Origin of the sequence: Mycobacterium sp., assembly GCF_036488105.1 — a bacterium.
Lineage (GTDB): Bacteria > Actinomycetota > Actinomycetes > Mycobacteriales > Mycobacteriaceae > Mycobacterium.
The window spans coordinates 1-13,689 of the sequence record NZ_DASXHW010000466.1; the positions used below are offsets into that span (position 1 = coordinate 1).

Sequence of the window (13,689 nt, forward strand, 5' to 3'; positions counted from 1 at the left end):
GACGAGTTGCGCCGACGTGGTCAGTGCGATGTGGTTCACCGAGCGGATCGGGTCAGTCCGGGGCTGGAGTGATGACGGTGTACAGATCGGTGATGCGCTCGTCGTGTCTTCTAGCTAGAGCTTCGTCGTCAGAGGGTAACGAACGAGACCGCAGAGCTCGACTCAGATGTTAGTGGCGTGCTGACGGTGGTCAGCACCTAGCTCATGTCCGTCCGTGTTTTCCCATGTCGCGCAGTGATGACGCATGTTTCATTATCGCAGCTCAACCGCGTTATATGCGTCTTCGATTCCCGGCAGCTCCACTGAGAAAGTGCTGGTCAGGCCATAAAACTGCCGCATACCGCGACTACGTCAAAAAGATTGTTCCATTAGTGGAGGTACAGGCCGAACGGCGGGGCGGTCCAGAACTGCGTGAACGCCACCGGCCCTCGTGAAAGGGGTCAACCGCCTATCCTTTAAGAACCCAGGAGTGGCTGGGGCCCAGGATCGGCGGAGGGTCGGATGACGGCCATAGCAGCGTGCCGGACGTGTGGCACTGAGCCTCTAGAGAACGCCCGGTTTTGTCATGGCTGTGGCTCACCAGTCAAAGACGGCGATACCCGGGCGGAGTACAAGCAGGTCACGATTCTGTTCGCCGACGTAGTCCATTCGATGGACATCGCTGCGGCGGTGGGCACAGAGCGGCTACGGGAGATCATGACCGAGCTGGTCACCCGTGCTTCGGTGGTGGTGCAGCGTTACGGCGGCACGGTGGACAAGTTCACCGGTGACGGCATCATGGCGGTGTTCGGTGCGCCAGTTGCCTTGGAAGACCACGCTCTTCGTGCCTGTCTCGCGGCGCTGGGCATCCAAGAGGAGACCATCCGGTTGGCTACTGAGGTCAAGGACCGCGACGGTATAGACCTGCGGTTGCGTGTTGGTCTCAATTCGGGTCAGGTCATCGCTGGCGAAGTCGGCTCAACGTCGTTGGGCTATACCGCGATCGGCGAGCAAGTGGGTATGGCGCAACGGATGGAATCGGTCGCTCCGCCCGGTGGAGTGATGGTGAGTGCGTCGACTGCGCGGCTGGTCGAAGACGCGGTCGCGTTGGGTGCGGTTGAGCTTGTGCACATCAAGGGCACCGATCGAGCCATTTACGCCCAGCGGTTGCTGAGCATGTCGGAAGAGCGTCGCCCTGTTGGTCGTGCTGAGTCGAAGCTGGTGGGTCGCGGGTGGGAAATGTCCACCGTAGAGGGCTTATTGGACCGCGCACTCGGTGGACATGGCGCTGTGGTTGAGGTGGTGGGCGAACCCGGCATCGGCAAGAGTCGTCTGGTGCGCGAGGTCGCCGCGATGGCAGCGGTCCGGGATGTGGAGGTGTTCAGCGCCTTCTGTGAATCACACACCAGCCAGGTCCCATTTCATGCCGTGGCGCGTCTGCTGCGGGCGGCCACCGGCGTCGAGGGTCTTGACGGGCAGGCGGCCCGCACCCGAGTGCGAGACCAAATTCCAGACGCAGACCCTGAGGACGTGCTGCTGCTTGATGATCTGCTCGGCATCGCCGACCCGATTACTGCCATACCGGCGATTGATCCGGATGCCCGTCGGCGGCGGTTGGCCGCGCTGTTGAAAGCCGCCAGATTGTCCCGCCAGAGGTTGGCGATCTATGTCGTTGAGGACGCCCACTGGATCGATGAGGTCAGCGAGTCGATGCTGACCGATTTCCTGATCCCTCAGACGCCTGCACTGGTACTGGTCACCTACCGACCCGAATATCAAGGCGCATTCACCAGAGTGGCCGGTGCCCACACCGTAGCCCTTGCGCCGCTGAGTGATTCAGAAACCGCGGCACTAGTCACACATCTGCTCGGCGCGGAGCCGTCGGTTGATGCACTGGGCCGAAGAGTCGCCGAAAGGGCCGGCGGTAATCCGTTTTTCGCCGAGGAGTTGGTGCGCGATCTTGCCGAGCGCGGTGTGCTGCAAGGGGAGCCTGGCGCCTACGCGTCGGCAGCGGAGGTCAGCGAGGTGAGCGTGCCCGCCACGTTGCAGGCGACTATTGCCGCGCGCATCGACCGGCTCGATCCGAAAGCCAAACGCACGCTCAGGGCGGCGGCGGTCGTCGGCTCGCGGTTCGGCCTCGACCTGCTCACGGTGCTGGGTGTTGAGCCGGTGACTGCTGACTTGGTGGCAGCCCAGCTCGTCGATCAGGTCGAGGTCACTGGACAACCGGAATATGTCTTTCACCATCCGCTCATTCGTGCGGTGGCCTACGAGGCTCAGCTCAAATCGGATCGCGCCGAGCTGCACCGGCGGCTGGCCGCCGCGATCGAAGCCCGCGAGCCGGAATCGGCCGACCAGAATGCGGCGCTCATCGCCGAACATCTTGAGGCCGCTGGCGATTTGCACGCCGCCTACGGCTGGCACATGCGGGCCGCAGCATGGGCGACCAACCGCGACATCGCGACGGCGCGGCTGAGCTGGGGGCGCGCCCAGAAGATCGCCGACGCCCTGCCCGCCGAAGACCCCAACAGGACAGCCATGCGCATCGCCCCGCGCACCATGCTGTGCGGGACCGCCTGGCGAGTGCATGTGAATGTGACCGGGGACCGCTTCGACGAGTTGCGTGAGTTGTGCGCTGCCGCCGGGGACAAGGCGTCACTGGCCATCGGCATGGCGGGGCTGGTGATGGATCACGCGCATCAGGACCGGATGCGTGAGGTGTCGCAGCTGACATCGGAAGCGATGGACCTCGCTGAATCGGTCGGCGATGCGACCTTGACAGTGGGACTGTCGTTTCCGCTGATTTACGGCAAGATCGAGAGCGCCGAGTGGTGTGAGGTGCTGCGATGGTCACAGGCCGTTGTCGACCTAGCCGACGGTGACCCATCTAGCGGCAACTTTCTTGTCGGGTGTCCATTAGCGCTGGCCATCACCACGCGGGGTATGGCCCGGTATTGGTTGGGTCGTCCCGGATGGCTCGACGACCTGCGCGACGGCCAGCCGATGGCCCGCGGCGCTGACCCCGCGTCCTACGCCGGGGTTGTCGGCTATACCTACTTGATGGGGATACCTCTTGGCGTGCTGACGCCCGATGACCGAGCGCTGCACGAGATCGAGGATGCGCTACGTATCGCCGAGCGATCCAGTGATGACACCGTGGTGGGCTACATCCGGGCGGCGTTGGCGCTTGCGCTGATGCACTGTCAAAAGGCTGCAGAGCGTGATCGCGGACAGAAGCTCGCGGCCGAGGTCGGCGAAGTGCTCCGCAACCAAGGACGCAACCTGTGCGATTTGCCGATCATCGAGGTCTACCTGGCACGCGAAAGGGCTAGAGCGGGGTACCGCGATGACGCAATAGCGCTCATGCGCTCCACCGTCGACCATCTGTTCCGCACAGGACGACTGCTGATGTGGGGCCTCGCTGCGACAGGTGTTCTGGTGCAGACCCTGCTAGACCGCGCGGGGGACGGCGACGCGGCCGAGGCCGAGGCCGCGGTCGAACGGTTAGCGGCAGCGCCAGCAGATGAGGGTCTGGTGATACGCGAGATCTGGCTGCTGCGGCTGCACGGTCTGCTGGCGCGGGCTCGCGGCGACGATTCCGTCTACCGCGAATACCGGGATCGCTATAGCGACATGGCGAGAACGCTTGGATTCGAGGGGCATTCCGCTTGGGCCGAGGCGATGCCGCGAGACGGGCAGACCCGAGGGCTGCCCTAGCGTCTCGGAACGCTGTGTTCGACCGGCTCGGACGCCGCGAGTTGGCGGCCACCATCGCCGGTTTCGCACTTAGCCCGCTCACCGCACTAGGAACCCCCGAAATTAACACCGCGATCACCTACCTCCGCGATGTTCTCGGCGACCAGACCTACGAACAACTCGCCCGCAAGGGCGAGACCATGACCACCGCCGAGATGGTGAGGTATGCCTACGACCAAATCGACCAGGCCCGAATAGAACTCGAACACCCTGGTTGAGTTGCGCGAGTTGCGTGTCCAACCCGAGAGCGGCGCAGCATGTTCTCAATCGCCTTCGTCGCTCCCGGTCGGGTCGGAGGCCGCGGTTTGAACGAGCGACCAGTAGTTTCTTTCGCGCTCGGTTAGCTCGTTTGACGTGATAGCAGCGAAGGCGGCGGCGTCGCGCTCGAATCGGTCCGGCGCATCGGGCAGCGCGTCTGGGCCCTCGAGTCGAAAACAGCTGTAATAATCACTCGCACAACATCTCTGAGTGAAGGTGAGGCGGGTTATCAAAAGCTCCCTGTGCAAACTGTGTAAAACGTTGGAGTTCAACAAGATTGGATACGCATGGGCGAGCAGTGCTGTAGGGTAACGGAAAAGGCCCCGGCGAATTTCACCGCGCCGGGTCGCAGGGTCAGAAAGTTTGAACCCCGACGCTGCTACGAACAACCCGGGGAACGCCCCGATCGAGAAGGGATCGGACAGGTGCAATCACTGCGCCAGCGCTGCTGTGGCAGACGCCAGGCGGTATCGGGGAACTGCGCGAGGTGGCTGGCCAACGGTCGGCTGCTGTAGCAACATTGAAGCCAGAGCGGGACAAACGGGGAGCGCACATAAAGGAGCGCACATGAATCTGGACTGGTCGGCGTCCGACCTGGCGTTCCGCGACGAGGTCCGCAGCTTCCTGGATGAGAAGTTGACGCCGGACTTGCGGCAGGCCGGTCGTTTGATGACAAGTTTTTATTCCGACCACGAGGCCAGCATGCAGTGGCAGCGGATCCTGCACGAGCGGGGCTGGGCAGCGCCGGCCTGGCCGGTCGAATACGGCGGGTGCGACTGGAGCCTGACTCAGCACTACATTTTCAGCCGCGAGTCGACGCTGGCCGGAGCTCCGGTGTTGTCGCCGATGGGGATTCGGATGGTCGCCTACGCGATCTTGGCGTACGGTACGCCGCAGCAGAAGGAGTTCTTTCTGCCCCGCATCCTGACCGGTGAGGTTTTCTTCTGTCAGGGCTACTCCGAACCCGAAGCGGGTTCGGATCTGGCCTCGCTGTCGATGGCCGCTGTCGATGACGGCGACAACCTGGTGTGCACCGGCAGCAAGATCTGGACGACACACGCACGCGAGGCGAACTGGATGTTCGGTCTGGTCCGTACCTCGCGCATGCAGCGCAAACAACAGGGCATCACGTTTGTGCTGATCGACATGACCTCCCCGGGCATCCAGATCCGCCCGCTGGTGATGACCTCCGGCGAGCAGATCCAGAACCAGGTGTTCTTCGACGGTGTCCGGGTGCCCAAGGACAACGTGGTTGGCGAGATCGACGACGGCTGGACCGTGGCCAAGTACCTGTTGGAGTTCGAACGCGGCGGAGGTGCGACCGCACCGGGGATGCAGGTGATGGCCGACGACATCGCTACCGTCGCCGCTGCGCAACCGGGACCCGCCGGCGGCGAGCTGCTCGACGACCCGGCCTTCGCGCACAAGCTCGCGGATGTGCGGATCCGGACCGAGGTGCTCGAGATACTCGAATACCGAACGTTGGCGACAGTGGCTGAAGGCAAGAACCCCGGCGCCGCGTCGTCAATGCTGAAGATCCTGGCTACCGAGCTGAGCCAGATGCTCACCGAACTCGCCCTGGAGGCGGCCGGGCCTCGTGGCCGGATATATCAACCGCATGCGACGCGGCCCGGCGGGCCGGTCTCCGAATTCGAGCCACCCGCCGACGGATACATCAGCGGGGAACCGTGGCAGGCGGTCGCGCCGCTGCACTACTTCAATGACCGGGCGGGCTCAATCTTTGCCGGCAGCAACGAAATTCAGCGCAACATTCTCGCCAAATGGGCTTTGGGGCTCTGATGGATTTCAACCTGACCAAGGAACAAGAACTGCTGCGCGACGGGCTCGGAAGGTTCCTCGCGACCCGCTACGACCTCGACAAGAGCCGCACTGCCGCCAAATCCGGCGCCGGTTGGCAACCGGATATCTGGCGAGGGTTTGCCGATGAACTCGGCATCCTGGGCGCCACCCTGCCCGAAGATGTCGGCGGAATGGGCGGCGGCCCAGTGGAACTCATGGTCATCACCGAAGCGCTGGGTCAGGCACTGGTCGTCGAGCCTTACGTCGACACCGTCGTGGTGGCGGGCGGACTGTTGCGCCGTGCCCGCGGGGAGGCAGCCACCTCGGTACTGCAACGGATCGTGGCCGGCACCGCGATCGTCGCCTTGGCCGCAGCCGAACCGACATCCGGCGATCGTTGGCAACACGTGGCGACCACAGCGGAACGTCACGGCGACGACTGGGTGCTGAATGGGACCAAGATCGTCTCCGTCGGCGCGCCCCTGGCCACACATCTGCTGGTAACCGCGCAGACCTCCAGCCCCGGGTTGCTTCCCGTCGGCATCTCGCTCTTCCTCGTCGATTTGGACAGAGCGGGTCCCGGCCTTGGGATCCACAGTTACCCAACGATCGATGACCGTCGCGCGGCCGACTTGGTGGTCGACGGTCTGCGGCTGCCCGCCGGCGCGCTACTCGGCGACGAGGGACAGGCCTGGTCGTCCGTTGCGCAGGCGCGTGATGAGGGAGCGGCGGCGATCTGCTCAGAAGCAGTGGGCTGCATGCGAAAAGTGTTGAACGACACCGTCCAGTACTGCAAACAGCGCCAGCAATTCGGGCAGCCGATCGGTAGCTTTCAGGTCCTGCAACACCGGATGGTTGACATGTACATGGAGCTCGAGCAGGCGATTGCGGCCGTATACCTCGCGATCCTGCACCTGTCGGCCGAGCCGGCCAGCCGCGCGCGGGCCGTTTCGGCCGCAAAGGCGACGATCGGGCGCGCGGCTCGCTTCATCGGGCAGAACGCCGTGCAACTGCACGGCGGCATGGGCATGACGGAGGAACTGGCGATCGGGCACTACTTCAAACGACTGACCGCCATCCAGTACGAGTTCGGATCAGCCGACTATCACCTCGCACGGTATGCAGAGCTAACCAACGCAACTGACGAAGTAGTCGGGGCACCTCACGCAGGCGGGGTCGAATCGGCGGGTGTGACGAACCGGTAGACCCGATCTGCGGTTACGACAGTTCCAATGACCGGGTCGGCGACATGCATGCCGAAGACGCTTATTTCCGCGTCGGCGAGCCCTATCAACAACTTCCGAAAACTGACCCCGAGATTCCACTCGGGAGCTTCGACCTCCTTCGCCAATTCGGCGCTATACGCACAGCGTTAGGCCAAAGCGCAAGAAGCCGTTCGCAGGGGGGTGCAACCCACCGTTATGGCATTGCCTGGGCCCAGGGAATGTGCCCCTCAAAGCCAAGCGATGTCGCCATGTCGCGGTAGCGATCCCGATCGTCTCGGTAGGCGGCCTCGTCACCGCGCGCCCGCGCCAGTAGAGCCCGCAGTCGCAACAGGGTGACTTCTCGTATAGCCAAGCCGTCGTCGGCTGGCGCCGCCGCTAACCGCTCGATCGCGGCGTCGGCTTCGGCCACGTCAGCGTCGGCCCCGCGGTCGAGCAGTGTTTCCACCAGAACACCCGTCGCAGGAACACCCCACATCAGCAGATGTCCATCGCGGAACAGAGGGTCGGTTTGGGCGCGCATGAGCGATATGGCGTCATCGCGATCTCCACCTCTCGCCCTCTCACGCGCCAAGTACATGTCGAGGGCCGGTAACTCGGCCAGGTTGTAACCGTCCTGGCGTAGGAACACGTCGCTGACCTCGGCCAGCAGCTTGTGTCCGCGGTCACGCTCGGCAGCCGTTGGGCGGTGCACCAGCGCAACGCCCAGCGTCAGCCGGGCGGCGGCCACCGCGAGTCCAGTAGCGGATCGTTCGGCAATCCCTAGGGCATTCTCGATCTCGCGCACCGCGCGATCGTCGGGCCTCAGCACGCCAACCGGTATTGCTAATACGTAGACGTAGGTGACGGCCCTGGCGTAGGACAGGGGGTCAGCACTGCGTGCCATGTCAAGGCCGTGGAGCAGGTCGTCTCGCCATCCGGGACGACCCAGGCAGTAACGGGCCATACCCCGCGTCGCAAAGGCGAGTGCTAACGGAGATCCGAAGATGAAGTCGCCTTTGGACGGGTCACCGTCGGCCAGGTCGATAACTGCCTGTGACCACTGCAGCACGTCACACCACTGGGTGCTCTCAACCTTGGCGTAGATCGGGGCGAAGGACAGCCCCACCGTCAAGGTCGGATCGCCGATGGACTCGATGAGGGCCATGGCTTCCGACGCCAGCTGCGACGCCGTGGGGATCCGGGCGTGATACGCGTGATCCATCACCAGCCCCGCCATGGCGATGGCCAGTGACGCCTTGTCCCCGGCGGCGGTGCACAACTGTCGCAATTCATCAAAGCGGTCACCGGCAACATTTACCTGGACGCGCCAGGCGATCCCGCACAACATGGTGCGCGGGGCAATGCGCATGGCCGCTCGGTTCGGGTCATCGGCGGGCAGGGCGTCGGCGATCTTTTGGGACCGCTCCCAACTGAGCCATGCTGCGGCGATGTCGCGGTTGGTCGCCCACGTCGCCGCGCGCATGTGCCAGCCGTAAGCGGCCCGCAGATCACCGGCGGCCTCCCGATGTTCGGCGATCAGCGCCGCGCTCTGGTCGGCCGATTGCGGCTCGCGGGCTTCGATCGCGGCGGCCAGCCGCCGGTGCAGCTGGGCGCGATCCGACTTGAGCTGTGATTCGTAGGCCACCGTGCGGATCAGCGGATGGTGGAATACATACTCGGGGTGCCGGGTGAAGCTGACCTGATCGATGAACTGGCCGCTCGCCAGGCTCTCAAGGACAGGATCAATCCCCAGCGTTTCCAGCAGTTCCCGGCTGAACCGTGAGCCGACGACCGCCGCAGCACTCAAGGTTCGCTTGGCCGCCGGGTCAAGGCGGTCGATGCGTGCGGCAATGGTGGCCTGCACGGTGGCGGGCACGCTGACCTCAGCAGCGCCGACGGTCGAAACGTAGGCGGTGTGGTTTCCGCGCAGGACACCTCGCTCGGCCAGTTCGCGCACCATCTCCTCCACGAAAAATGGGTTACCGGCAGCCCTTTCGACGATGATGGGGGCCAACCCCGCAACCGAGGAGTCCGACCCCAAAAGCTCGCTGACCAGTGCCGCGGTCTCCGGATCGCTTAGCGGCGCAAGGGCGATGCTCTGAGCACCGGGCACCCGGCTCAACGCGCCCCGATATTCGGGGCGGTAGCTGATCAGCACCAGCGAGTGCGTCTGCGGGATCACCGCCACAAAGTCGGCAACCATGGATTCGCTGACCTCGTCGATCCAGTGCACGTCCTCAACGACATAGACTGCCGGGGCGTGGCGGGCCAACGAGGCGGCATTGACCAGCGTGGTCAATCGCCGCCGCCGGGCATCGGGATCGATCTTGGGCAGCTCAACCTCGGGATCGGCGATGCCCAACAAGTCATCGAAGAGCAGCAAGTCCTCGGGGTCTGCACCCGGCACCCGGGAGCGCACTCGCTCACGAGCGGCCGGGGCGTCCAGGCCACGCACGCCGGTGGCCGCCCGCAGCAGCCGCGCCACGACGTGGAAGGCAATGTCGGTGGCATGCGATTCGCAAAAGGCGCTGAACACCTCGACTTTGCGCCCACTAGCGATTGCGGTCGCCTCACGCACGAGACGGCTCTTGCCGATACCCGGTGATCCCACCACGGTAACCACCGCGCCCTGGCCGTCGATAACACATTCCAGCAGTCCGTCGACGGCGGCCATCTCCCAGCGCCGACCCACCAGAGCCGATTGAGAAGCAGCAACAGGCCGATCCCGGTCCGCCACACTCAACAGCCGCCGGGCAGTCACCGGCGCGTCGGCACCCTTGATCTGAACCAACTCAGCGTCGCCGATAGTCGCTGCGCCCTCAACCAGTCGTGCGGTCGATGCGCTGAGCATCACCCCACCCGGCGGTGCCACCGACTCCATCCGCTGGGCCATGCCGACTTGTTCACCAACGGCCGTGTAGCCCAGTGCACCCGAACCGATCTCACCGGCGATCACCTCACCGGAGTTGAGACCCACGCGTAACCGGAGATCCACACCGTCGCGCTCTCGCACGGTGACAGCAATCTGCTTGGCGTCCTCCTGAACGCGCAGGCCCGCCAGGCAAGCCCGAACAGCGTGGTCCTCCAACGCTATCGGCGCACCGAACACCGCCATGATGCCGTCGCCGGTGAACTTGTCCACCGTGCCGCCGTACCGTCTCACCACCGCCGCGCACTGGTCGGCGAGTTCTGCCATGATCTCGCGCAGCCGCTCGGCGCCCACAAGTGCCGCGATGTCCATGGAGTGCACCACATCTGCGAACAGGACGGTTACCTGCTTGTACTCCGCGGGGGTGTCGTGCTCCGTGACGGGTGCACCACAGCCGTCACAGAATCGCGCATCCTTCCGCGGTTCGGTGCCACACGTGCGGCACGCGGTCGCTGCGGTCATCAGACCCTCCGCCGCTTGGCCTCAGCGTCTCCAGGACTCACTCAGGATAGGCCGATCGACTCACGGACAGGCGTTTTATCGAGTCAGCGATCGGGTGGGCTGGTCGCAGTCCGGAACCGCGGTTCGCACATTTCCGTGTCGCCTGCCGGTTGGTCGGACTACATTTTGTCATGAGTCCGAAATGATTAGTCACGAGGGATTTCACACAGCGAAACGAGATGGAGCTGGTTCCGTACCGGGAGGCTCGATACTTGGCACGACGAAGACGACTTACGATCCCGATTCCTGTCTCCTCGAGCTCCGGCAAAGGCGGTGCAACGACGATGGTGACGTTCAAGGAGCCGACCCGCACGGCGACCGGCAAGCTGAGCTTGGCGCAGATCCTGGCGATCTTCGCCGAAGGCAGTCAGCAGCCGCAGTTGAGGTTCACCGCCTTCGACGGCAGCATGGCCGGACCCGACGACGCCACTGTAGGCCTGAATCTGCTGACCCCGCGGGGCGTCACCTACCTCGTCACCGCGCCTGGGGAACTGGGGTTGGCCCGCGCCTACGTCTCGGGTGACGTGGAAGCCAATGGCGTGCACCCCGGCGATCCGTACGAGCTGTTAAAGGCGCTGACCGATACGCTCATTTTTGAGCGGCCCCCGGCGCGGGTGATGGCCAACATCATCCGGTCCGTCGGCTTGAGTCGACTGCTGCCCGTCGCGCCGCCGCCGCAGGAGGTGCTTCCGCGGTGGCACCGTATCGCCCTGGGGTTGCGGCACAGCAAGGCTCGGGACGCTGCAGCCATCCACCACCACTACGACGTCTCTAGCAGGTTCTACGAGCTGGTGCTCGATCCGTTGATGGCTTATAGCTGCGCGCTATACCCGACCGCCGATGCGACGCTGGAGGAGGCGCAGGAGAATAAGTTCCGGCTGATCTTCGACAAGCTGCGCCTGCAGCCGGGGGATCGGTTGCTCGACGTGGGTTGCGGCTGGGGCGGCATGACGCGCTACGCGGCTCGCCGCGGCGTCCGCGTAATCGGTGTGACGCTGGCGGCCGAACAGGCCAAGTGGGCACAAAAGGCGATCGAGGCCGACGGGCTGAGCGAGCTGGCCGAGGTGCGACACTGCGACTACCGCGATGTCGACGAGACGGGCTTCGACGCCGTCTCGTCGATCGGGCTGACCGAGCACATCGGCGTCGGACAGTATCCCGCTTATTTCGGCTTCCTCAAGTCCAAATTGCGCACCGGCGGGTTACTGCTCAATCACTGCATCACCCGGCACGACAACAAGTCCAAATTCGATGCAGACCCTTTCCTGGACCGGTACGTATTCCCCGACGGGGAAGAGACCGGCTCGGGACGCATCATCACTGAGATGCAGGACGTCGGCCTGGAGGTGCTGCACGTGGAGAACCTCCGGCACCACTACGAGATGACCCTGCGCGACTGGTGCCGCAAACTAGTGGCGCATTGGGACGAAGCCGTCGCCGAGGTCGGTCTGGGTACTGCCAAAGTGTGGGGTCTGTACCTGGCGGGGTCGCGATTAGGGTTCGAGCACAACGTTGTTCAGATACATCAAGTGCTAGCGACGAAGCTTGACGACCGCGGAATCGACACCGCTCTGCCGTTGCGGCAGTGGTGGCGACCGTAAGTCGTCAGTATGGAAGCTCAGGGCATCACTCCAAAGGAAGAGACAAATACCCTCCGTTGGGTCTATAGCCTCGGACGCTTCCATTACTAGGATGTCCCAGTAACCCATCGACACCTTTTGCGCATCCGAGGGCATCCATGACCGCACAGATCTCCCACTTTATCGACGGCCAGCGCACCGCCGGCAAGTCCGGTCGCACCGCCGACGTGCTCAACCCCAACACGGGCCAGGTCCAGGCAGTGGTGCCCATGGGCAGCAAGAGCGAGGTCGACGCCGCGGTGGCCTCCGCGGCGCGGGCGCAACAGGAGTGGGCGGCGTTCAACCCTCAGCGCCGGGCACGGGTGATGATGCGGTTTATCCAGTTGGCCAACGAGCATGTCGACGAACTCGCCGAGATGCTGTCGCGCGAGCACGGTAAGACGCTGCCGGACGCGCGTGGAGACATTCAGCGCGGTATCGACGTCATCGAGTTTTGTGTCGGCATCCCGCATCTGCTCAAGGGTGAATATAGCGAGGGCGCCGGCCCGGGCATTGACGTGTATTCGTTGCGTCAGCCGCTGGGTGTGGTGGCCGGCATCACCCCGTTCAACTTCCCGGCAATGATCCCTTTGTGGAAGGCCGGTCCCGCGCTCGCATGCGGAAACGCGTTTATCCTCAAGCCTTCTGAGCGCGACCCGTCGGTGCCGGTGCGCCTGGCCGAATTGTTCCTCGAAGCCGGTCTGCCCGCAGGCGTGTTCCAGGTGGTCCAAGGCGACAAGGAAGCCGTCGACGCCATCCTGACCCACCCCGACATTCAAGCCGTCGGGTTCGTCGGCAGTTCAGATATCGCCCAGTACATTTACGCGACGGCGACGAGCACCGGCAAGCGTGCGCAGTGCTTCGGCGGCGCGAAAAATCACATGATCGTGATGCCCGACGCAGACCTGAATCAGGCCGTCGATGCACTGATCGGCGCCGGCTATGGCAGTGCCGGGGAGCGGTGCATGGCGATCTCCGTCGCGGTGCCGGTCGGCGAGGAGACGGCAAACCGGTTGCGCAACAGGCTTGTTGAGCGCATCAAGCAGCTGCGGGTCGGGCACAGCCTGGACCCCAAAGCGGACTACGGGCCTTTGGTCACCGGGGCCGCCCTTAACCGGGTCCGCCACTACATCGGCCAGGGCGTCGAGGCGGGTGCCGACCTCGTCGTCGACGGCCGCGAGCGCACCAGCGACGATCTGACGTTCGGCGATGCCAACCTAGAGGGCGGCTATTTCATCGGGCCCACATTGTTTGACCACGTTAGCCCGGACATGTCGATCTACACCGACGAGATCTTCGGCCCGGTGCTGTGCATCGTCCGGGCCCATGACTACGAGGAGGCCTTGCGGCTGCCGACCGAGCATGAGTACGGCAACGGAGTGGCGATCTTCACCCGCGACGGCGACACAGCCCGTGATTTCGTCTCGGGGGTGCAGGTGGGCATGGTCGGGGTCAACGTACCCATCCCGGTCCCGGTGGGCTACCACACGTTTGGCGGCTGGAAGCGTTCCGGCTTCGGTGATCTCAACCAGCACGGCCCGGCTTCGATCGAGTTCTACACCAAGGTCAAGACCGTCACGTCTCGCTGGCCGTCGGGCATCAAGGACGGCGCGGAGTTCAGCATCCCGACGATGAAGTAGGG

7 protein-coding genes are annotated in these 13,689 nt (G+C 64.2%); 6 read left to right on the forward strand and 1 reads right to left on the reverse strand.

Features of this window, described 5'->3' with window-relative positions; genetic code table 11:
- Positions 1 to 501: 501 nt before the first annotated feature.
- From VGH54_RS24395 to VGH54_RS24410, 4 genes are all read left to right on the forward strand, one after another.
- Positions 502 to 3,696 carry an ATP-binding protein gene (locus VGH54_RS24395; protein WP_331514704.1) on the forward strand — a complete coding sequence of 1,065 codons (3,195 nt, stop codon included), beginning with the start codon at positions 502 to 504 and terminating at the stop codon, positions 3,694 to 3,696.
- 14 nt (positions 3,697 to 3,710) lie between these two features.
- Entirely contained in the window at positions 3,711 to 3,953 is a 243-nt protein-coding gene (locus VGH54_RS24400) for a hypothetical protein (RefSeq protein WP_331514705.1), read from the forward strand.
- Between the two features lie 607 nt (positions 3,954 to 4,560).
- On the forward strand, positions 4,561 to 5,793 hold the full coding sequence (locus VGH54_RS24405) for an acyl-CoA dehydrogenase family protein (protein WP_331514706.1): 1,233 nt from the start codon (positions 4,561 to 4,563) through the stop codon (positions 5,791 to 5,793).
- Positions 5,793 to 6,998 carry an acyl-CoA dehydrogenase family protein gene (locus VGH54_RS24410; RefSeq protein ID WP_331514707.1) on the forward strand — a complete coding sequence of 402 codons (1,206 nt, stop codon included), beginning with the start codon at positions 5,793 to 5,795 and terminating at the stop codon, positions 6,996 to 6,998. The genes VGH54_RS24405 and VGH54_RS24410 overlap by 1 nt, the downstream gene beginning before the upstream one ends.
- Before the next feature lie 214 nt (positions 6,999 to 7,212).
- On the opposite strand, the gene VGH54_RS24415 is transcribed toward VGH54_RS24410, so the two are convergent.
- Entirely contained in the window at positions 7,213 to 10,389 is a 3,177-nt protein-coding gene (locus VGH54_RS24415) for an ATP-binding protein (RefSeq protein ID WP_331514708.1), read from the reverse strand.
- A gap of 323 nt (positions 10,390 to 10,712) precedes the next feature.
- Here VGH54_RS24415 and VGH54_RS24420 point away from each other — a divergent pair, with 323 nt between their 5' ends.
- Both VGH54_RS24420 and VGH54_RS24425 read left to right on the forward strand, forming a co-directional pair.
- A complete protein-coding gene (locus VGH54_RS24420; protein ID WP_331514709.1) occupies positions 10,713 to 12,029 on the forward strand; it encodes a class I SAM-dependent methyltransferase in 1,317 nt (438 codons plus the stop codon).
- Between the two features lie 137 nt (positions 12,030 to 12,166).
- A complete protein-coding gene (locus tag VGH54_RS24425; protein WP_331514710.1) occupies positions 12,167 to 13,687 on the forward strand; it encodes a CoA-acylating methylmalonate-semialdehyde dehydrogenase in 1,521 nt (506 codons plus the stop codon).
- Positions 13,688 to 13,689 lie beyond the last annotated feature (2 nt).

What these genes read in the sequence shown, in the direction of transcription:
- VGH54_RS24415 (WP_331514708.1), bottom strand. Translation starts at nt 10,389, where the DNA reads ATGACCGCAGCGACCGCGTGCCGCACGTGTGGCACCGAACCGCGGAAG.
- VGH54_RS24425 (WP_331514710.1), top strand. Translation starts at nt 12,167, where the DNA reads ATGACCGCACAGATCTCCCACTTTATCGACGGCCAGCGCACCGCCGGC.
- VGH54_RS24395 (WP_331514704.1), top strand. Translation starts at nt 502, where the DNA reads ATGACGGCCATAGCAGCGTGCCGGACGTGTGGCACTGAGCCTCTAGAG.
- VGH54_RS24405 (WP_331514706.1), top strand. Translation starts at nt 4,561, where the DNA reads ATGAATCTGGACTGGTCGGCGTCCGACCTGGCGTTCCGCGACGAGGTC.
- VGH54_RS24420 (WP_331514709.1), top strand. Translation starts at nt 10,713, where the DNA reads ATGGTGACGTTCAAGGAGCCGACCCGCACGGCGACCGGCAAGCTGAGC.
- VGH54_RS24410 (WP_331514707.1), top strand. Translation starts at nt 5,793, where the DNA reads ATGGATTTCAACCTGACCAAGGAACAAGAACTGCTGCGCGACGGGCTC.